The 20,247-nt window shown below is 37.6% G+C and carries 18 protein-coding genes; 12 read left to right on the top strand and 6 right to left on the bottom strand.

The window, feature by feature from the left end; genetic code table 11:
- Positions 1 to 3 precede the first annotated feature (3 nt).
- Both ABYD77_RS01155 and ABYD77_RS01150 read right to left on the bottom strand, forming a co-directional pair.
- Complete coding sequence (locus ABYD77_RS01155) at positions 4 to 345, bottom strand: hypothetical protein (protein ID WP_372766178.1); 342 nt, start codon at positions 343 to 345, stop codon at positions 4 to 6.
- Positions 342 to 3,005: a DUF2339 domain-containing protein gene (locus ABYD77_RS01150; RefSeq protein WP_372766176.1), complete on the bottom strand. Its 2,664-nt coding sequence runs from the start codon at positions 3,003 to 3,005 to the stop codon at positions 342 to 344. The genes ABYD77_RS01155 and ABYD77_RS01150 overlap by 4 nt, the downstream gene beginning before the upstream one ends.
- A 59-nt stretch (positions 3,006 to 3,064) precedes the next feature.
- Between ABYD77_RS01150 and ABYD77_RS01145 the strand changes: the two genes are divergently transcribed.
- Positions 3,065 to 3,883 (top strand): SDR family NAD(P)-dependent oxidoreductase, encoded by an 819-nt coding sequence (locus tag ABYD77_RS01145; RefSeq protein ID WP_372766174.1) that lies wholly within the window; start codon positions 3,065 to 3,067, stop codon positions 3,881 to 3,883.
- A gap of 40 nt (positions 3,884 to 3,923) precedes the next feature.
- Positions 3,924 to 4,313 carry a DUF4019 domain-containing protein gene (locus ABYD77_RS01140; RefSeq protein ID WP_372766172.1) on the top strand — a complete coding sequence of 130 codons (390 nt, stop codon included), beginning with the start codon at positions 3,924 to 3,926 and terminating at the stop codon, positions 4,311 to 4,313.
- Between the two features lie 348 nt (positions 4,314 to 4,661).
- Here the strand turns inward: ABYD77_RS01140 and ABYD77_RS01135 are convergent, their stop codons facing one another.
- Positions 4,662 to 5,912 carry a DEAD/DEAH box helicase gene (locus ABYD77_RS01135; RefSeq protein ID WP_372766228.1) on the bottom strand — a complete coding sequence of 417 codons (1,251 nt, stop codon included), beginning with the start codon at positions 5,910 to 5,912 and terminating at the stop codon, positions 4,662 to 4,664.
- Between the two features lie 203 nt (positions 5,913 to 6,115).
- On the opposite strand from ABYD77_RS01135, the gene ABYD77_RS01130 reads away from it, so the two are divergent.
- The 6 genes from ABYD77_RS01130 (at position 6,116) to ABYD77_RS01105 (ending at position 13,281) form a co-directional block, all read left to right on the top strand.
- Positions 6,116 to 6,667 (top strand): hypothetical protein, encoded by a 552-nt coding sequence (locus tag ABYD77_RS01130; protein WP_372766170.1) that lies wholly within the window; start codon positions 6,116 to 6,118, stop codon positions 6,665 to 6,667.
- Between the two features lie 284 nt (positions 6,668 to 6,951).
- Complete coding sequence (locus ABYD77_RS01125; RefSeq protein ID WP_372766168.1) at positions 6,952 to 7,311, top strand: hypothetical protein; 360 nt, start codon at positions 6,952 to 6,954, stop codon at positions 7,309 to 7,311.
- 782 nt (positions 7,312 to 8,093) lie between these two features.
- Positions 8,094 to 10,187 carry a M13 family metallopeptidase gene (locus ABYD77_RS01120; protein ID WP_372766166.1) on the top strand — a complete coding sequence of 698 codons (2,094 nt, stop codon included), beginning with the start codon at positions 8,094 to 8,096 and terminating at the stop codon, positions 10,185 to 10,187.
- Positions 10,188 to 10,436: 249 nt separating this feature from the next.
- Positions 10,437 to 11,894 (top strand): sodium:proton antiporter NhaD, encoded by a 1,458-nt coding sequence (gene nhaD / locus ABYD77_RS01115; RefSeq protein WP_372766164.1) that lies wholly within the window; start codon positions 10,437 to 10,439, stop codon positions 11,892 to 11,894.
- A gap of 695 nt (positions 11,895 to 12,589) precedes the next feature.
- Entirely contained in the window at positions 12,590 to 12,856 is a 267-nt protein-coding gene (locus ABYD77_RS01110; protein WP_372766162.1) for a hypothetical protein, read from the top strand.
- A 236-nt stretch (positions 12,857 to 13,092) separates the two neighbouring features.
- Entirely contained in the window at positions 13,093 to 13,281 is a 189-nt protein-coding gene (locus ABYD77_RS01105) for a hypothetical protein (protein WP_372766160.1), read from the top strand.
- A 44-nt stretch (positions 13,282 to 13,325) separates the two neighbouring features.
- Here ABYD77_RS01105 and ABYD77_RS01100 read toward each other — a convergent pair whose 3' ends face one another.
- Together ABYD77_RS01100 and yegD are read right to left on the bottom strand one after the other, a co-directional pair.
- Positions 13,326 to 13,661 (bottom strand): hypothetical protein, encoded by a 336-nt coding sequence (locus tag ABYD77_RS01100; protein ID WP_372766158.1) that lies wholly within the window; start codon positions 13,659 to 13,661, stop codon positions 13,326 to 13,328.
- 160 nt (positions 13,662 to 13,821) lie between these two features.
- Complete coding sequence (yegD, locus tag ABYD77_RS01095) at positions 13,822 to 15,186, bottom strand: molecular chaperone (protein WP_372766156.1); 1,365 nt, start codon at positions 15,184 to 15,186, stop codon at positions 13,822 to 13,824.
- A gap of 388 nt (positions 15,187 to 15,574) precedes the next feature.
- Between yegD and ABYD77_RS01090 the strand changes: the two genes are divergently transcribed.
- The 4 genes from ABYD77_RS01090 (at position 15,575) to ABYD77_RS01075 (ending at position 18,770) form a co-directional block, all read left to right on the top strand.
- Complete coding sequence (locus ABYD77_RS01090; protein WP_372766154.1) at positions 15,575 to 16,525, top strand: endonuclease/exonuclease/phosphatase family protein; 951 nt, start codon at positions 15,575 to 15,577, stop codon at positions 16,523 to 16,525.
- Between the two features lie 60 nt (positions 16,526 to 16,585).
- On the top strand, positions 16,586 to 16,735 hold the full coding sequence (locus ABYD77_RS01085) for a DUF2986 domain-containing protein (protein WP_372766152.1): 150 nt from the start codon (positions 16,586 to 16,588) through the stop codon (positions 16,733 to 16,735).
- A gap of 274 nt (positions 16,736 to 17,009) precedes the next feature.
- Entirely contained in the window at positions 17,010 to 17,741 is a 732-nt protein-coding gene (locus ABYD77_RS01080; protein WP_372766150.1) for a substrate-binding periplasmic protein, read from the top strand.
- A gap of 90 nt (positions 17,742 to 17,831) precedes the next feature.
- Positions 17,832 to 18,770 (top strand): hypothetical protein, encoded by a 939-nt coding sequence (locus ABYD77_RS01075; RefSeq protein ID WP_372766148.1) that lies wholly within the window; start codon positions 17,832 to 17,834, stop codon positions 18,768 to 18,770.
- Between the two features lie 76 nt (positions 18,771 to 18,846).
- On the opposite strand, the gene dbpA is transcribed toward ABYD77_RS01075, so the two are convergent.
- Positions 18,847 to 20,238, bottom strand: coding sequence for an ATP-dependent RNA helicase DbpA (dbpA, locus tag ABYD77_RS01070; protein WP_372766146.1), 1,392 nt, complete (start codon positions 20,236 to 20,238; stop codon positions 18,847 to 18,849).
- Positions 20,239 to 20,247: the final 9 nt, after the last annotated feature.

Genomic DNA, 20,247 nt, shown 5'->3' with positions numbered 1-20,247 from the left:
GCTTTACTTACCAATTGGGCGCAAATCTTTTATCTCGATTTCGTCCAATTCCTCTTTGAGATAATCAAGTACATTATTAATAAAACGATGGTTGATAAAGAGATCAACCGAGCTCTTTGCAGTACGCAGGATCACATGCGTATTCGTTGCTTCGATTTGCCTTATTTCATCTATTGCTATCGATACCGACAAACCTTTTATTAATCGCGCAATAGGTGTATCTCGAACATATAAGACACCCTCAGATTTCGTGATTAAGTGGTTAACACTGTTTAACTTTTTTGAATATGTCAGCCACATCATAAAAAGCCACATAATAAAACAAATGATGATCAGAACGATCATTTAACATCCTCTTTGTTAGACAACTTGAAACGAGTAAATAACCAGCCTAAAGCAACTAACGATAATCCTAAACCAATAAACGAAATAGCTCGATAAAGCCCATCAAAATGCGCCATATCAAATAAAAATGCTTTTAATATTACAACCAGCAATATAACAAATCCGGATTGATAAAGTACTGCTTTGTTCCTTTGTTGCCCTAAAAGTATAAAGCCAGCAGCAATCATTAACCAAACCACTGAATAGGCGTAAATTTCAGCCTGACTGGTCGAAAGCTTGAGCCAAATTTGATTAACTTGAAAATAGTCACGTATCACACCGTTTATAAATAAAAAACCAAAGACTGCAATTAAGGGCAATAGTAATTTTTGTTTACTAATTTTTAAAATGCTTGGCTGAAGATTAAAGTGATAAACAACGCCAAGTACTATTGCAGGTGCTGCCCAAATTACTAGTAACCAATTTAAAAAGAAGTATTCACCAACTGCAATAGACGTTAAAAACGGGTTATAGTGTGTATTAATCACAACATGCGCCAAAGCACTTGCAATTGTAATGCCTAACGCAGCATATAAGTAAAGCTTTCGCTCATTTAATTTATATCGCCAACAATACACAGCCGCAAGCAGTAGCCAGTTCATCGATAAAACAGCAAGTTCAGCAAAATTAAGATTATTAAAATCAGGATAACGCCCAACTAAAAAATAACTTGTTTCAGTTGTTACAAACAACGCAACTAAATGAACTAAAGCACCTTCATACCATTTTTTTAGCGCTAGGTTGGTATGCAGTCTATAAGCAAAGTACACTAAGGCTGTTATTATTGGTAAAACAATTAAGCTCCAATGTACACCAACAATTGTTTCATTACTGTACTTTGCAGTCCATGGCGAAAGCGTAATTCGAGTCATCACAAGTGTTAGTGCAATTTTGCTTAACCACAATGGCAGATCTATACTAAAGCGCTTTTGACCATAGGCGATAAGTACAAGCTGACTACAGATTGCTAAGGTTAATGTGCTCGCATTTAGCCACATGGATGCTACTAAAGCCAAATTAGTATTTGCCAGAATCCAGAAAGTAATTTTAGCCATTACATGATTAGATCTAGTTGTTTGCCATAATGCGTAGCCGGCTATCATCACCAAATATAGCGTCCAAAGTGAATACAACGCTGTTTCAACTTCGTTCGGAGCAACAATATACGAAAGAGCAAACAGTAATACGGGGCCTGTTGCTAACAGCAAGCTAAAACTTGGCCGCTCATTGTGTACCTTTTGAAAAACAACTGCATACACGAAGTAACTAATCGCCATCACCTGAGCAAATAAAAACATGCCTGAAAAAGTAAGCATTGAGTCAGTTAATTCAATTGGCGGTGGGTAGTTTAGAATGACAAAACAATTAAAAAGTAATGACACAAATGGCCATAAATCAAAAGCACTGTGCCTAAGTGGTAAGTACAAACATAAGCAGCTTAATAGTATGGTGACAATAATTAAGCTGCTATTAAAGCTGTGTAATATATAAAATAAAGAAAGTAATAAAACACTTAGCACAATTGCTAACTGTTCTTTTCTTGGCATTAATAAGATTTTTATTGGCAGTGCTTCTGCATTAATACGAGTCAATCGCCAGCCCAAAACACTTGAAACTACATACAAGTACAAGCCAACGAAAATTGTCGCTAAAATTATCCAAATATCGGCATTATCCGCGATAAAAACACTTATACTCAACCATAAAAAATGGCCGACAAAACTTTGCCACCATAGCCATTGCTTAGCTACCTTGTGAACCACCCAAATAGCAGCCAGTGAAACAAAATTTACATATAATAGAAGAGCAAACACATTATTACTGCCTGTGCTCACTAATGCAGGTACCGCATAAGCGCCAATAATGCCTATTACCGCGAGTAATGGACCAAACCGCAGCGCTAACGCTGTGGCTAAAAGCGATATTACACCAAGTCCCGCAAACGCAATAAAAGGTGAAATAAACTGATAGTAACTAAAGGTAACGAGCACGAGGGCAAAGCCTGTGATCACCCCACCACTCGCTAGCGCCGCACAGGTAGTAATATACTCTGCATTTCCTTGATGCTTTCGATAGAGATACTCTGCCAGTACAACAAGTGAAGTGGCAAAAACGCCACCAATGATTAACCTTACAGTAATTGAAATAAGCCCAGATTCAATTGAATACTTTGCAAGGAACACACCACCAAGGGCGAGAATTACACCACCAATCCAAAGTAACCCATTGTTAGCTAGAAACATTTCTAAGCGCTCTGCCAAGCTTACTTTTGTTTTATTTTCTTGCTCAATAGGCGGTTTATTCGTAGCTGTGGCTTTTAGATTCTCTGTTTCTCTTGCTTGATATTCTGGTGAACCTTCGTGCAAGATGGGTTTCGAAGATTGTTGTGCCGGTTGAGATTCATTTTCAAATTCAGTGGGCGGAGATTGGCTCAATTGGTTTTCAGTAACATTATCACTTAATTTTTTTACCAGCGACTTTAAATGAAGCACTGCAAGTGTCAGTTCCTTTATTTTTTCATCTGCACTTCGTATTTTGGCAAAGCTGATCCATGCTACGATCACACCGCCTAAGATAAATAATGTGATTAACAAACCAATAAGTGCTAATAGTGTTTCCATACATTTTCAGATAAATTAAACATCAATCTTGCTTTAATGTACCTTGAATGGCTATTGAAATGAATAATTATAAAAATAAAACGGTTTTAATAACAGGTGCTTCTAAAGGTGTCGGCGCTGAGACAGCGAAACAATTTGCAAAACTAGGAGCGAATATCGCGCTAGTTGCAAGGCACGAAGGCCCACTAAAAGAACTTGCTGAACAAATTAACCAATATGCTCATGCCGAAATATTCCTTTGTGATATTGGTGATATTAATAACCTTGCTACGCTCGTTGATGACGTAATTAACACCTTTGGTTCAATAGATGTCCTTGTGAATAATGCAGGTCTGCATCATCGAGGGGAATTTCAAGGTCTGTCCCCCTTACAAGTGACTAATATGGTTCAGGTCAATTTAACAGCACCACTTACCTTAACCAGCTTGTGTTTACCTTATCTTAAAAAATCAAATAATGGTGCAATCGTCATGGTGGGCTCACTTGCGGGTCGTGCACCACTGCAAGGCGCCGCAGTTTATGCTGCAACCAAAGCAGGATTAAGAGCATTTACCTATTCATTGTTCGATGAATTAACACAATACAATCTAAAAGTGGCTGTTGTATCACCGGGTCCGATTAATACCGGTTTTATAATGGACGAAATAGACGAAGTGGAAGATATAGTCTATTCACAACCTATGAGTAGTGCAATTGATGTTGCGAGTGCTATTGTTGCACTAACCATTAATGAAAAAGAAGAAATAGCAATGCCATGGTTTAGTGGCAAACTCACCACACTTGCTTATCTTTTCCCAAAATTACGACGTGCACTGCGCCCGCTGCTATACAAAATAGGCGCGAGAAATAAAGAAAAATATAAAGAAAATGGTAGTTAAAAAATACCAACAAAAACAACTTAAAAGGACACACTAAACTATGAAGTATTTAATTTTTTTACTGTTATTTTCGGCTAATCTATTTGCAAGCCAACTTAAAATAGAACCATCTGCAAATGAGTGGCTAACCCTCATTGATAAAGGCGAGTACGCAACATCTTGGCAAGGCACCAGTGAACGATTTCAAAAACTTGTAAATGAAAAACAATGGCAAACAGCTTTGGAGCAGGTTCGATTTCCTCTTGGCAAATTAATAAATCGAACCTTAGTAGAGGTGACCGAACACACAAAACTACCTGGTATGCCTGATGGTCGCTATAAAGTTTTCCAATTTAACACACAATACGAAAATAAATCGCAAAGCATTGAAACCTTATCTATGGTGTTTATTGACAGCAATTGGCAAACAATTGGCTATTTTATAAAGTAAAAAATTTTTATTTTAGCTTTGTATTTTAGCTTTGATAGTTACGGTTTTTAATATATTTCCTTGTAATGCGCTTCTTAACTTAAATTCTAATTAATGTAGAAGCGCAAATAAAATGTCACTCTCAGCCTTATTATCTTTAAGTGGCCTTACTATGATCACAAGTTTAACGTGTGAGTTATTCAATTATGTGTAGTTACTGAGTTTCTAATAAAATTGAATCTGAACATTACATTTTATTTTGATTCAAGATAACTTTATGAAAAACATAACTTAATACATTAATTAATAGATATACTACCTCTCAGCGTGATGTGTTCCTCTATTGTGAAAAAGCAATCAGTAATATCACTATTTATTCTTTTTTCGCCTATGATTGCGCTGACCTAAAATACGCTTTTTATCACGCTGTTTTCGTGATTTTGCCGTGTTCTTTCGGTTGTCTTTTGGTTCACGTGTCAGGTCTGGCTCAAAGCCGGCTAACCATTGCGGGGTAAGACGTTCATCAAGTAGTACTTCTATTTCTTCAAGTAGCCAGTTTTCATCTAAGCTAACAAGTGAAATTGCAGTGCCTGCTTTACCCGCTCGCCCTGTTCGACCAATTCGATGCACATAATCTTCTGCCACATAAGGTAATTCAGCATTTATAACGAAATCTAACGATGGAATATCAATGCCTCGCGCAGCAACATCGGTTGCAACTAACACACGCAGTTCACCATCTCGAAATTGCTCTAATGCTTTATTTCTCGCTCCTTGTGACTTATCACCATGAATTGCCTGTGCCTTTAGTCCGTCTTTATTAAGTTCTTTAGCCAATTCATCGGCATAATTTTTGGTACGGGTAAATACTAGCACTTGATGCCAATTATTTTTACCTATGGTGTAAGCAATTAATTCGCGTTTGCGTTCTTCATCTACAGCATAAAATAATTGTTCAACTTTTGTTGCAGCCGTATTTGGCGCATCGACTCCAACTCGTTGTGGGTCGTTTAGCCATTGACTTACATTCTTAATTACATGTTCATCAACCGTAGCTGAGAACAATAATGTTTGCCTTTTTTCAGGAACACGTCGCATGATACGTTTTATTTCTCCGATAAACCCCATATCTAACATGCGATCGGCTTCGTCAAACACTAAATGAGTTAGATGGGATAAATCGACAGTGCCCTTAATTAAATGGTCGAGCAACCGCCCTGGCGTGGCAACCACAACCTGTACACCTTTTGCGAGCTGTTTTTCTTGCGGGCCAATATTTGCCCCACCATATAAACACGCAACGCTAATTTGACTGTTTTGACTATAGGTTTCTGAAGCCTTAGCAACTTGCTGAGCGAGCTCTCTTGTCGGCACTAAAACAAGTGCGCTTACTTGATTTTTTTGCAAGGATGACGTTTTATCTTGCTCTAAAATATGATGAATAATTGGCAACATAAATGCCGCTGTTTTGCCTGTGCCTGTTTGCGCATGGGCTATTAAATCTGCTCCCTTCAATACCTCAGGAATCGCCATTTGCTGTATTGGTGTAGGCTCTAAATAATTTAATTGTTGAAGTGTGGTTAAAAGCGTTTTGTTTAAACGAAAATCTGAAAATACCATAGTGAAAATAATTAAGCGCAAAGTTCTAAAATTATATCATTGAACGTTGTGAAAAAGACCAATTTACAAGTCCCTTTCGCTAAAATCTAACCAAAATCTCCACATTAATAAAAAGTTAAGATGTAACATACAGGTTTATATACATTTTATTTTTGGTTCGAGTTTTGCTTTATTTGTATAAAAACGACAAAGTGGCATCAGCAATGTTAAAAAATAAATTGATATGGACTCTAACTGCCCTGATGGGCATATTGCAATTCGGACTCATTAACCTAGATACCAAACACTTCACCTTAACAATTTATACTTTCTCTCCCAACTCGTTAGTTTTTCCATTGCCCGATTGGTTGTCGATGATATTAATACCTTCTTTTGTCTGCGTTGCTCTTTTAATAATGAAAATGGAGTTTAACAGATACACATATAAGCGTGCCCAAACTACGCTGACTTTGATTGGATTTGTACTTTCTTTTAACTATGGAGCATCAATCTCAGGTTGTGTTTATCTAGGCTTTTTAAATTATGCAAATCTCTTGTTTTTCGTTGTTGTGTTTATTGCGCCGTTGATAAAGATCTATCGAGCAGAGTGCATGCTTGGGTTTACTCTAGGTTTAAGTTTTATTTTTGGTACACTCAGTGCAATTATTTACACCTCAGTTTTAGCAGGAATTTGTTTTGTCATTTACACTCTGCGAAAAATCACTTTAACCTACTATAGTGGTGGCCCAAAACATACTGAAAATACCATAAATTAATGAATATACTTCGACTGTTTTGGTATTTTATCTCATTTAGTTTGGTGACTAGTTGTCAAACAAATCAACACCAACAGTTCGCCTCAGACAAACTAATTACTGTGCTATTAACAGAAGGTCGCTACATAAATCGTTAGCCTGGTACAAAAACTTACCCCTTCAGTTGCTAAGACAATTGTTACTCAGCTAGCGCAAGAATCAAATGTGAAACTGAGATGGAAAACTGACAGTTTGAAGGCAAAAATGTATTAATTACTAGTAACAGTGGTTTTACGATAAATTGGTTGGGTCCTGCAAGCTTTGAAGTTAATACGCATTCCGGTAAGCGGCTTTTAATTGACCCGGTATTTAACCACTCTAACTGTCCTGCAAATATTGCTTTTGAATTAGTCAATGACTTTGAAAGAAAAGCATCCAAGTATTCACCCTCACCCAAAAAACCAATTACTGTGGTTATGTATTCGCACTTACATTGTGACCAGTTTAACAAACATGATGCCAACCTTATTGGTAATGAGACGCATAAACTTGGATCCTTAGGCTTTGCTGCCTATTTTGATGAAAACCATTACGGCAATGGATTGGTTTACAACAACATCTATTGGCTAAACGAATATGCATTTTATATCCGCACAACATTTTAATAGTCGCATTTGGATTCCTTTTATTTATGACGAAAGCAATAAAGCCCTGTGGGGTGGTTGGCTTATTGTAAAAGATAATAAAACACTCTTTTTGCAGGTGATAGCGGTTATTCCGAACACTTTAATGAGATAAATAAACAGTTTGGTGAAATAGATGTCTGTTTATTACCTATCGCTTCTTATTTTCATCCAGAGCATGAAACGTGGTACCGTTATGCTCATACTCGTCCTGAAGATGCAAATGTCGCCGCCAATGATCTAAAATGTAAAATCACGATACCTTGGGGTTAAGGCAATGCAAGTTGGCAATTGGGTGATCAAGTTCTCATTAATCGCTATTTAGACTTTTAAACATGCTAAATAAATTCAAAACTGACTTCCAGTTTATCATCTCAAATGAGGGTGAAACAATTGCACTCTAAGGATAACGGATGTGATAATTGTGTTATTTACTATGCCAAAGTAATCACTGAAACAGCTAATTAAGTACACCATCACCTTAAGAAGATAATAATTATCTTAAACATTCTTCTTTTTATCAGAAATAAACAAGCTGACATTATTAATGGGTTTTCGACCCAGCTTTTAATCATTATAAAAACCGACATGCAGTTTACCTAACATCTCTAAGGAAATATCAAAGGGTGAGACATATTTATTTACAATACAGCGTGCTATTAAACGTGTTCTATTTGCTATCTTGTCTTAATTTGGTTAAAAACAAGCTAAGTTTTGCTGTTTTTAACGCAAAATAGAAAAAATAAACGCTAAGGGAAATCTTAATGAAAAAATCAATGCTAGCAGTTGCGCTTGCAACTGCGTTTCTTGCTGGTTGTGGTGACCAACAATCTGAAACATCGAAAGTAGAAAAACAACAAGCTGCTGCGCCAGTAGTTGCCGAAAATCAAACTCAAAACAAAGCGGAATTAGGTAGCTTTGGTGTTGATTTAACAGCACGTAATCTTGAAATTAAACCAGGCGATGATTTCTTTATGTATGCAAGTGGTACTTGGTACGACAATTACATTATGCCTGCCGACAAAACACGCTTTGGTGCATTTACAGCACTTGCGGAGCGCAGTGAAAAGCAAGTAAAAGAAATTATCGACGATATTATTAGCCGTAAAGATCTTAATGCTGAAGAGCAGCTTATTGCTGACTTTTACAATGCCTATATGGACGTTGAAACAATCAACAAAAAAGGCATTACACCAATCCAAGGTTTATTAGATGAGATCAGTGCTGTTAAAGGTACGGATGATTTAACAAAACTATTTGGTAATGCTTGGTTAACGGGTGTATCTTCACCGATTTGGGGTGGTATGTGGTTTAACCGTTTAGATCCAAACCAATATGAGATGTCAATGGGTGCTGGCGGTTTAGGTTTACCTGATCGCTCATACTATTTAGAAGACAGTGAGCGTTTTGCAAAAACACGTGATGCTTATGTTGCACATATTGCCAGCGCACTAAAATTTGCGGGTGTTGAAAACACTGAAGAACGCGCAAAAGAAATTTTAGCATTAGAAACTAAAATTGCAGAAGGTCACTGGCCACGTGAGAAACGTCGTAACCGTGATTTGACCCTTAATCAAATTAAACGTGCAGATTTGGCAAAAGAATACCCTGGTTTTAACTGGGATCTATATTTCGAACAAACAGGCTATAAAGTACCACAGTTAAATGTGTCTCAACCTGAGCCAATTAAAGCAATGATCGCGCTAATTAACGGTGAAGACCTTAATGTATGGAAAGACTATTTAACTTTCCACGCAATTCGCGGTAATGCCAGCCTTCTTTCTGAAGAAATTTATGCAAACAACTTTGAATTCTTCGGTAAAGAATTAAGTGGTCAACAAGAGCCTCGCCCTCGTTGGAAGCGTGCAATCAGTGAAATGTCTAGCACTGAGTCTCTTGGCTTTGCAATTGGTAAAGTATACGTAAATCGTTACTTCCCAGAATCATCTAAAACACAAATGGCTGAACTGGTTGAAAACCTGCGTACAGCACTGGGTGAGCGTATTGAAGGCTTAGATTGGATGGGTGAAGAGACCAAAGTAAATGCAAAAGCAAAACTTGCTGCATTTAACCCTAAAATTGGTTACCCAGATGTATGGCAAGAATTTGATGGCTTAAAAATAGCCAAAGACGATTTAATGGGCAACATTAAAAACACGCGTCAGTTTTTCCGTGCTGAAAGCGCAGCTAAAGAGCTTGAAAAAACAGACCGTAACCGTTGGGGCATGACACCACAACGTGTAAATGCATACTACAACAGTTCATTTAACGAGATTGTTTTCCCAGCAGCAATTTTACAACCACCATTCTTTGATCCTAATGCTGATGCAGCGGTTAACTATGGCGCAATCGGCGCGGTAATTGGCCATGAAATGGGTCACGGCTTTGATGATCAGGGTTCTAAATCAGATGCCAATGGTATTCAACGTAATTGGTGGACTGATGCAGATCGCGCAGCATTTGAAGCAAAAGCAGATAAACTTGCAGAGCAATACAGCAAGTACGAGCCAATTCCTGATAACTTTGTTAACGGCCGTAACAGCCTTGGCGAAAACATTGGTGATGTAGGTGGCCTTGCTATGGCATACCATGCTTATAAGTTAAGCTTAAATGGTAAAGAAGCTGAAGTAATTGACGGTTTAACTGGTGACCAGCGCTTTTTCTTAGCATGGGCTCAAGTGTGGAAAGAAAAGCGTACTGAACAAAGCATGCTTAACCAACTTCGTGCAGGTACGCATGCGCCAGGTCGTTTCCGTGCACTTGCACCGCGTAACCATGATGCATGGTACAAAGCATTTGATGTTAAAGAAGGCGACGCGCTTTACCTTAAGCCAGAAGATCGCGTTCGTATTTGGTAAATTATGTGTTTTTAAGCCCAGCGACCGCTGGGCTTTTATGTTTAGCTGCATAAATCAGCCAGTATTCAATGGATATTTTAATATTCAACACATAGTCAGCAGCCTAACTTTCGCACATTATTTACATCTATTATCAGTATTTAAAAAGATTTAGCCATTTAGACCTCTGTCTTATGCAAATTGTTAATATTTTGTGTTAATGTTCGCCCGTTTTTAACAATCGCTGCAAATTTAGGACAAGGCTTCACCATGAATAATAAGCTGTATTTGTGTTTACTCCTATTCAGCTGCTTGCTGTTTACACCATCATTAATGGCTGCATCTGCTGTAGGTAGCCAACCACTTGATTTAACAACTAGTACTATCGGGTTTATCTGTATTGCTATATTCGTATTGGCTTACACACTTGTTATGCTCGAAGAAAAGCTTCACATGCGAAAATCAAAACCCGTTTTAGTCGCTGCAGGCCTTATCTGGATATTAATCGGAAGCTATTACATTAATAACGATTTACCCGGTGTAACCGAAGCGGCATTTAGGCATAACTTACTAGAATTCGCTGAGTTGATGTTATTTTTGCTTGTTGCCATGACCTATATAAATGCATTGGAAGAACGCCGTGTATTTGACGCATTACGTGCTTGGATGGTGCGTAAAGGGTTTAGCTACCCGGCCCTCTTTTGGCTAACTGGCTGGTTATCATTTTTTATATCACCTATTGCTGATAACTTAACAACTGCATTATTGATGTGTGCCGTTGTTATGAAAGTTGCAGCAGGCGATAAGAAGTTCATCAACTTATGTTGTATTAATATTGTTGTTGCAGCGAACGCTGGTGGTGCATTTAGCCCATTTGGTGATATAACAACCTTAATGGTGTGGCAAGCTGGGAAAGTTGAGTTCTTTGAGTTCTTTGCACTTTTCCTGCCTGCGGTAGCTAATTATATCGTACCAGCTGCCATTATGAGCTTCTTTGTTGAGCGTAAACAACCAGGGGCTGCACAAGAAGACGTTGAGTTGAAGCGCGGTGCAATTCGTATTTTATGTTTGTTCCTTTTAACTGTTGCAACTGCTGTTCTTTGTCATAGCTTACTTCACTTACCGCCAGTTCTTGGCATGATGATGGGCTTAGGATATTTGCAATTTTTCGGTTACTTCCTGCGCATGACATTACCTGGCTCGCTTGCTCGCAAAAAAGCACTTGCTGAAAGCAAAGGCGATAAGAAACGTTTGGAATCACTCGGTAGCGTAGTGCCATTCGATGTTTTCGCTAAAGTTTCACGTGCAGAATGGGATACATTGCTGTTCTTCTACGGCATCGTTGTTTGTGTCGGAGGTTTAGGATTCTTGGGTTACCTAACATTAATGTCCGAAGTGTTATATGGTGGCTGGTCTGCAACTACTGCAAACGTGTTTTTAGGGATTATTTCTGCAGTTATTGATAACATCCCTGTAATGTTTGCAGTGTTAGCGATGTCGCCAGAATTATCCCATGGTCAATGGCTATTAATTACGTTAACAGCAGGTGTCGGCGGTAGTTTGCTGTCTATTGGCTCTGCGGCAGGTGTTGCATTAATGGGTCAAGCACGAGGTTATTATACTTTTTTCGGTCATCTGAAATGGGCCCCAGTGATTGCTCTTGGTTATGCCGCAAGTATATTAGTGCACCTTTGGTTAAATGCCGAACTTTTCACTATATATAGTTAGAGCTTTCAAAAGGGAAGCAATCGCTTCCCTTTTAAATGAACTAGCAAACCATAGATTGTCGCTTGCTATGCTAAAATTATCATCTATTAATTTTGCTGTAAACGACACCTGTTGCGACTTGACATTATTGAAATGGTAATGCCCTGTAAACACTTACTTTTATTCAGCACCAACCAATATATCATTTCAACTGTTCGGGATTAAGCTTAGCACTTCATGATTCCTAAATAATCTGGGCTAGCATAGAATCCAAGTGATGAACATCCGAGGTTTTTTAGCAAAAACTAAAATCATCTTTGCGCTTGCAATGGATTATATAAGCTCTATAGGTTTTAGTTATTTTTAGGTACGAGTTATTCATTCTGATAACGTAATATCTAATGCATTTTCAAGCATAGCGATTTTCTGCTTACTTAAGCTTTTGATATTGCTAAACGCTCTGCAGTCAATGTGAAATTATCCTTTTCGGCATCTGCCAAAAAACCATCTCATCATTGGGTTGTTACTTAACACACGACTTTTATTACTCATCGATTTATATAAACCAAAATCTATATTTATTAAGCTATTAAGCCATTAAGCCATTAAGCCATTAAGCCATTAAGCCATTAAGCCATTAAGCCATTAAGCCATTAAGCCATTAAGCCATTCTAATATTACACCAGTAAAAAACGAATTTATTACCGGAAGATACAGTGAAACTTCTTACAAAAAACTCATTACCATTAGTTGGATTTGCAGGTTTAACAGTACATCGTTTAGTCACTGACAGCAGATTGTTTGGCAGTCAAAAATCCCCTCTAATCTTTGAGGGTTTAGGCCAATTTGTTTACTTAGCAGATGAAAAATTTAACCCTTTTGGTGAAACAGCAATGCATCCACACAAAGAGATTAATGTCATTACTGTGATGTTAGAGGGAACAGTTGTACACAAGGGCTCTCTGGAACATGTTAATCTCTAAAAGCAGGCGAAGCACAAGTACAACGTGCTGGCGGTGAAGGGTTTTAACATAATGAGATTTATCCAAATAATGACCGCAACCGATTGATACAGATTTGGGTGTTACCTGAAGAATTAGGTCGATCTGCAGGTTATAAGCATTACACCACTCAAGATACTGGTGTAACACATATTTATGGCGGGGATATATTACAAAATGATACATTGGATAGCACCACTAAAATATAAATTGTCAAAATGAAAGCTGGTCAAACTTACCAAACAAACCTAAGTACTATGGTATACGTATATCAAGGTGAAATGAATTTAGCAGATGCAAATACAAGTATATCAGCTATCGTTGGCACTTTAGTAAATGCTGAGTCGTTAAGTTTAACTGCGATAATTGACAGTGAATGCGTTATTATTAGTAATAATAAACCATAAATAACCTGCCGCTAGCGGGTTGGCGGCAGGATTACAGTTATATTTTAAAAAATAAGCACCAAAAGAGGCATGTTCGATACAAACACTATTGCTGAAGTAAGTGTAAACAACCGAATTTGATGAGAAAATTTACGCATTGTTCGAAAACAAAGGCTGGTAACAAGACTAACTAATGGGAGACCAAATGTTGTTGCAACTACAAATGCAACCTGCTTTTCAGTAGCATCAAATGCTGAATGTGTTAGTGAAGCGTAATGGGCCAAATATCCATTTGCAATAATTAAAACGCTTAACATCACAATTAACACAACATCTAATGTTCTATTTGAGTTATCAGCTATAACAACTTCATCGTTGTGAGTATGAATTGAAGATTCCATTTTCATCCTTGACATAAATTCAGTTAAATATCGGTATGTTGCGCTACATCCTTTAGCAACACGTTTAACTATAAACAATCACAGCAAGCAATTACAACTCTGATCAGCTTATTCTTTTTGTCTTTTTATGACCATTTTAACAAATCTAAGAATAATGAAATTATTTAAACAATTTATTAGCCCATTTAGTTAAGCCAGCAGTCACACTACCAAAATTATCTCCATTTAACATTGGAATGTTACCCAAAGCATTTTGTAAAGCATGTTTTAATAATGGCGACTGGGCACTTCCACCAGTTAGGTAAACTACATCAGGTCGACAACCTGCACTATTAATTGCATCAACAGCTAAATTAATCATTTGTTTTAAGCTGTCATTAATCGCGTCACCCAAATCATTATTGGTGATTGATTGTTTTAGATCTGCTTCAATAAATGATAAATCAGCATAATGTTCGGCTGCTTTAGAAAGTGCTATTTTAGCAAGCTCGCCTTGCCTAACTAGCTGATGAGATTGTTTATTCTCTAATACTTTTATCAGTCTCGCTAACAAATCTGGTTGCTCTACTTCTCGCAGCAAACGGGTTAATTCTCGGTGATTTGCATCACTGTAGAACTCACTTTGTAAATGAATATCGTTTATTTTACAGGCTTGCCAATATAGTGGATGAGGCATTGGCAGCCCTGATTTCATTTGCGTGCCTAAGCCAAACTGTGGCATTAACTTATGAAAACTAAGGGCAATATCAAGATCATTCCCGCCAATTCGCTTACCACTATGAGAGAGAAAATCGTGAGAACGGTCATGCTTATCACGAAATGAAGGCCCCATTTGCACAAATGAACAATCGGATGTACCACCGCCAATATCAACGACGAGTACTTTTTTGTCTTGCTTCAGTGACGTTTCAAAATCGATTCCAGCAGCCAGTGGTTCATACAAAAATTCCACATCTTTAAAACCTGCACGCTTGGCCGCTTTTGTTAAAATTTCAACAGCTTGTTGGTTACTTTCTTCGCCACCAACCGCTTGGAAATTTACCGGTCGCCCTATTACCGTTTGCAATAATTCACGCCCTAAATGGCTTTCAGCACGCTTTTTTATCGCCATAATCATGGCTGTTGCAATATCTTCGAAAAAAGCAATTTGCTCTGTTTTTAGTCCTGTTGCACCAAAAAACGATTTTGGTGATTTGACGTAAAAACCTTCTTCAGGGAATTCTATATATTCTTCTATTGCTTCTTTACCAATGTAAATGCCGCTTTCATGTGAAGCTAAGTCTAAATCAGCACGAAGCGCAGGGATGCCACTTAATAAGCCTTTTCGTGATGCTAGATAGTGTTCATGCTCGGCATTTTTCGATAGATTTTTAGCGACATAATCAACAATCAAACTGTTGTGTTGCGCGTACAGAGTAGAAGGTAAATAGGGTTTGCCTTGCTCTAAAGGAATTAACTTAGGTGATGACTCATCCATTACGCCCATGGCGCAGTTTGAACTACCATAATCAAAACCAACAATCATAGAAAACTCCTAAGTAAAAAAGGTCGCGCAGATTAGCACAGTGGTTTAGGAACTTCTATTTCTTTTAAAAATAAAACCAGGTTCGCAAGCATAGCTTGTTCGACTGTGTTTAATAATCAAGCACTGTGATTGCATTGCCTCTATCAAGGTAAAACTGATGTAGAGTCATTTTCTAAAAAAGGAATGTTCATTCTGGGTAAGCAGCCCAGTTTGACTTAGCGCATAGCGATAATAATTATTTATTTTGCCAGTAGCTTTCAGACGTCATTGATTATACTCATTTGAAACAACTCTAATGCCGCATTACTAACGCCATTACAAGTCAAAATATCATCATAGCTAATCAACTCCTATACTTATTACACTAACTAAAAGACAAATGAGAAATATGGCTAAAAATCTTCTGGTTTTAATGTGGTGTGTTATTGTGGTGCTTGTTTTAGTGTCAAACTCATCCCTTGCATCCGAACTCTACTGGCTCGATTTGAGCAGTAGTATCACACCCCAGTTGATTATATTTGCCAGCGCAATTTCATTTCTATTACTCTGTTTTAATATTAAATTTGGCTTATTGCTTACGTTTATATCTATTGGTTTGCTATTTACAAAGGTGCCACTTTTTTCATCTTCAGTAAGCGAAGTTCAGCCTGCTATTAGTATTTTTCAACTTAATTTAAATTACTACAATCCAAATATTAATAAAGTCTATCAAATACTTGGAACAAATAGAGCGGAGCTTACCGTGCTATTTGAAGTAAATGATAGCCACAGAGCCGAGTTCATTAGGTTAAGAGGCGATTACTTTGATTATGGCTCAGCTGAATTAGAGGGGTTTCCGGATGGCATAGGTATTATTTCGAAGTACCCAATACTATCTCGCCAAAAACATCACATTTTTCAAAACAGTGTACGTGGTGTAATTGTGGAACTTATGCTCGCTGTCGGTGAAAAAAAAGTAAGAGTATTTGCACTTCACCCGCCATCACCAAGAACACAAACGCTTTGGCATAAACGCAATATGATGCTGACACACCTTAAAAACTTATTAGAAAGTGAAACTGAATTAAAACACACCATTGTACTTGGCGATTTTAATACAAACCCGCACTCAACACATTTCCCCAAAATGACCAAATACAGCAGCTGCTATGATAATTCAGGCCATTATTCTTCATGGACTCCGATCAGTTTACCCAACTCATTGTATTCATTGATTGGTATTACAATAGACCACTGCTTACTAAGCAATTCAGCTAAACTTAGTAGCTTTACTACGCTTCCCGTTAACGGGAGTGATCATGCCGCGCTCTTATACAATTTAAGTTTAGCGAGTGAATAATATGGTTGCTTTTTAACTTGCTGTGTTAAAATCACCAAAGATAAATTTATTGAGATAATCATGAACCGTCGTAAAAAAATCTACGAAAAGCTCAAGAAGAAAGACAAAAAAGCCAACGAAAAAGTAAATAAAAGCAATAAGCCAAAATATATATCTAAGGCTGAGCGAGAAAAGTTAGCGTTAGAGCAAAATGCGACTTCTGAAAGTTAAGTATATTATAAAAGGGCTGTACGCCCTTTTTTTTGCGCCTGCTTCTGTGTACTTAAATTACTTTATAATCAATCCATAGCCTCTTTTACAACGTACAATTAATGTAGTTTTTAAAACTTTCTTTTTTAAGAATTTATTTCTTAGTTTAAAAACGTAATACAACGTTATATAGTGAAACTTAAAAATGGAGTAAATTGTTCTTAAATTTGAATTTATTTATGCGATCACGTACTAAAATTACATAACCGCATTTGCTTAAGGAGTTTCGATTAGTGTGTTTCGTATTGTGTTAAACCGCTTTTGTTTTTTATTCTTAATGGCCCTATTACCAACCTTGGTAGTAGCAAAATTAAATGTTGTTACTGAAGAGTGGCGACCGTTTAATTACACGAACGAACAGGGTGAAGTTTCAGGTATTGCAACACAACGCGTAAAAGCAATTTTAGACAGCATAAACATCGATTACACTATCACCTCCTACCCTTGGGCTCGTTCAATGATCCTGACATCTAACGATGAAAATACGCTGATTTATACCATTCTTAGAACCAAAGAAAGAGAAAATCTATTTCAATGGGTTTGCCCTCTGATAGGTCCGATTAAGGTTAATCTTTATAAACTATCGAAACGCACAGACATTAAAATCAAAAGTATCGATGATGCGCGAAACTATGTAACGTCAATAGAAAAAAGTGAAAGTGATCACGAATACTTGTTATCTAAAGGTTTCGTTAATGGTGTTAACTTAGATGTGACAGGTGATCCTTATGCTGGGACCCGTAAATTTTTTGCGGAGCGCGTTGATTTAGTTCTTCAAACTGAATGGGAAATGAAAGAAAATCTGCGCCATTTTAAACGACCTGCGTCAGATGTAGAGAAAGTGTTTGAAGTTAAAAAGCCAAGTGATGCTAAAGGGTGTATGGCATTTGGGCTAAAAACAGACAAATCCCTGGTTGATAAAGTAAGAAATGCCCTTTACGATTACAACAAAAAACATGGCTTATAATTTTAAATTTACTACACATAAGCGTTACTCTTTTTAGCTGGGTCTAACACAACCCCTCATTGTATTTTCATTCTCTATAAAAGTTTACTTATGTCTTCAAAAATAGCATTGGCTCTTATACCTACCTGTGTGCTTCTAATTACGTATATTGCGTTAAGCCCTCAGCCAGTCAATCAATCTAGTACTTTATCAATTAATGAAACCAATCAGCTTGTTAAACAACGCTCCGATACACCAATGCAAGTTGAATCTGTGAACCAACCACCAAATACTGACACAGATAATGAACAAAACATGTCGCAATTTAATGGCTTTATGGTTATTGAAAAGCCCCAATGGAAATTTGAGACAGGTATAACTAATCATGTGAGGTCACTTAAACTACAGATTGCTAATGGCAATAATGAAGCTCGGTATATTTATGCTAAAAATTTACGTTATTGTTTCAATGCCCCTTTAGATGAAGCGCGTTTTGAACAAAAATTAGCAAACGCTTATCAATTAGATGATAGTAGTCTCACTATTGAGCAAATCACGGCCCAATACGAATACTGCCAAGGGCTTGATAGAGCTGAAGTAAATAGCGTTTTAATACATTTAGAGCAAGCTGCAGCGAGTGGACTTGTAGCAGCGCAAGAAGAGTTTGGTCGCACGACATCGAAGTTTTACATGCAGTTACATCAAGCTAAAAGTCTCAGCAGGAATGATTATATAGCCCGTCGAGATAAGTTTTTAGCGCACAAAGAAGCATTATTAATATCAGCTGCTAAGCATGGCAGCATCTCCGCATTAAAGCAGTTATCTAACAATTACCATTCACAAAACTATGGCTTAAATGGTCATATTAAGTCCTATGCACTGAATAAACTGATCGTTGAACTTACCAATGATGATAATATTTACAATCGCTATTCATTTTTTGTAAATAGACAATTTGATCAATTAACTGCTGACGAGCGCAATAAGGCGAATGCGCTAAGTGACGAATGGCGAAGACAAATTGAGAAAAATGGTACGTTATATTTTTGACAACGACTACAAACAAAAAACTTAAATTATATGGCGAATCATTATCGCCATATATTAATACACAAGTATTTGAACCTTATTTTGTCATTTTGCGAACTCTAAAGTTACGCCCTTTCATCTTGCCTTCACTGATGGTTTTAACTGCTAAATTTACCATTTTACGATCTACTGCAACAAATGATGCCATTGCAGTTACTTTGATTTTGCCAATCTGATCACCACTAATTGCGTTATTTGCAGTTAGAGCACCCAAAATATCGCCCGGACGAAGTTTTGCTTTTTTACCGCCATCAATTTGAAGTGTGATATTAGGTGCGCGTTCAATTGGGTTAGCAAACACATCATCGCTCGGCAAATCAGTGGGCATTGCTTCAATCTTTAAATAGTCTTCAAGGGCATTCACTTTATGAGACTCTTTATAGCTCATCAGTGAACAGGCAATGCCTTTATTACCGGCACGCCCTGTACGACCAATGCGGTGAACATGCACTTCAGGGTCATGGGCAATATGATAGTTAATCACCATATCAACATGATCGACATCAATACCACGCGCAGCAACGTCTGTTGCAACCAATATTGTGAGGCTTTTATTAGCAAAGCGCACTAAAGTACGGTCACGATCTTTTTGTTCTAAATCACCGTGTAGCGCTGCGCTATCAAAGCCAAACTGACTTAATTCATCGCATACACTTTGGCATTCATTTTTTGTATTACAAAACACCACGGCTGATTTTGGCTGAAACTTAAGTAACAGACGATTAACCGCATCTAAGCGTGCTTCGTTATTTTCAACTTCATAAAAATATTGGCTAATTGAGCTGTGATCATGTGTTGCTTCTACCATGATTTTTTCAGGATTAAACATCACATGCTGTGCTAACTGCTCGATTTTAGCTGGGTAAGTTGCACTGAAAAGCAAGTTTTGGCGAACAGCCGGTAAATGCTCAATAATACAATTAAGGGATTCTTCAAAACCCATTTCAAGCATTCGGTCTGCTTCATCAAGCACAAAGGTATTCACTTCGTCTAAGTTCAAACGGCCTTTACGTAAATGCTCTTCAATACGCCCTGGAGTGCCCACCACAATGTGCGCACCATGTTCAAGTGAGCCTATTTGTGGCCCCATTGGTGCACCACCACATAACGCAAGCACTTTAATATTATGAATAGCGCGCGCAAGCTTTCGTATCTCTACAGCTACTTGGTCGGCTAATTCACGAGTAGGACACACAATCACTGCTTGAACACGAAAACGTTTCACATTTAAGTTATATAACAAGCCAAGTGAAAACGCAGCCGTTTTACCCGAACCGGTTTTGCCCTGCCCGATCACATCTTTACCTGCAAGTATAAGCGGCAAGGTTTGCGCCTGAATATCGGTCATGGATGTATAACCTAAACTGGTTAAGTTTTCCAAAAGTGCTGGCGATAACGCCGTTTGGGAGAAACAAGAAGCTGTAGACAAAGTGATTAC

Origin of the sequence: Pseudoalteromonas sp. (assembly GCF_041629635.1) — a bacterium.
Lineage (GTDB): Bacteria > Pseudomonadota > Gammaproteobacteria > Enterobacterales > Alteromonadaceae > Pseudoalteromonas.
Note: the sequence above shows the minus strand (reverse complement) of the source record. Positions and strands in the feature narration are given on the sequence as shown.

Coding starts and splice junctions, on each gene's coding strand:
- ABYD77_RS01155 (WP_372766178.1), bottom strand. CDS start 345: ATGATCGTTCTGATCATCATTTGTTTTATTATGTGGCTTTTTATGATG.
- ABYD77_RS01150 (WP_372766176.1), bottom strand. CDS start 3,005: ATGGAAACACTATTAGCACTTATTGGTTTGTTAATCACATTATTTATC.
- ABYD77_RS01145 (WP_372766174.1), top strand. CDS start 3,065: ATGAATAATTATAAAAATAAAACGGTTTTAATAACAGGTGCTTCTAAA.
- ABYD77_RS01140 (WP_372766172.1), top strand. CDS start 3,924: ATGAAGTATTTAATTTTTTTACTGTTATTTTCGGCTAATCTATTTGCA.
- ABYD77_RS01135 (WP_372766228.1), bottom strand. CDS start 5,912: ATGGTATTTTCAGATTTTCGTTTAAACAAAACGCTTTTAACCACACTT.
- ABYD77_RS01130 (WP_372766170.1), top strand. CDS start 6,116: ATGTTAAAAAATAAATTGATATGGACTCTAACTGCCCTGATGGGCATA.
- ABYD77_RS01120 (WP_372766166.1), top strand. CDS start 8,094: ATGAAAAAATCAATGCTAGCAGTTGCGCTTGCAACTGCGTTTCTTGCT.
- nhaD (WP_372766164.1), top strand. CDS start 10,437: ATGAATAATAAGCTGTATTTGTGTTTACTCCTATTCAGCTGCTTGCTG.
- ABYD77_RS01105 (WP_372766160.1), top strand. CDS start 13,093: ATGAAAGCTGGTCAAACTTACCAAACAAACCTAAGTACTATGGTATAC.
- ABYD77_RS01100 (WP_372766158.1), bottom strand. CDS start 13,661: ATGGAATCTTCAATTCATACTCACAACGATGAAGTTGTTATAGCTGAT.
- yegD (WP_372766156.1), bottom strand. CDS start 15,186: ATGATTGTTGGTTTTGATTATGGTAGTTCAAACTGCGCCATGGGCGTA.
- ABYD77_RS01090 (WP_372766154.1), top strand. CDS start 15,575: ATGGCTAAAAATCTTCTGGTTTTAATGTGGTGTGTTATTGTGGTGCTT.
- ABYD77_RS01085 (WP_372766152.1), top strand. CDS start 16,586: ATGAACCGTCGTAAAAAAATCTACGAAAAGCTCAAGAAGAAAGACAAA.
- ABYD77_RS01075 (WP_372766148.1), top strand. CDS start 17,832: ATGTCTTCAAAAATAGCATTGGCTCTTATACCTACCTGTGTGCTTCTA.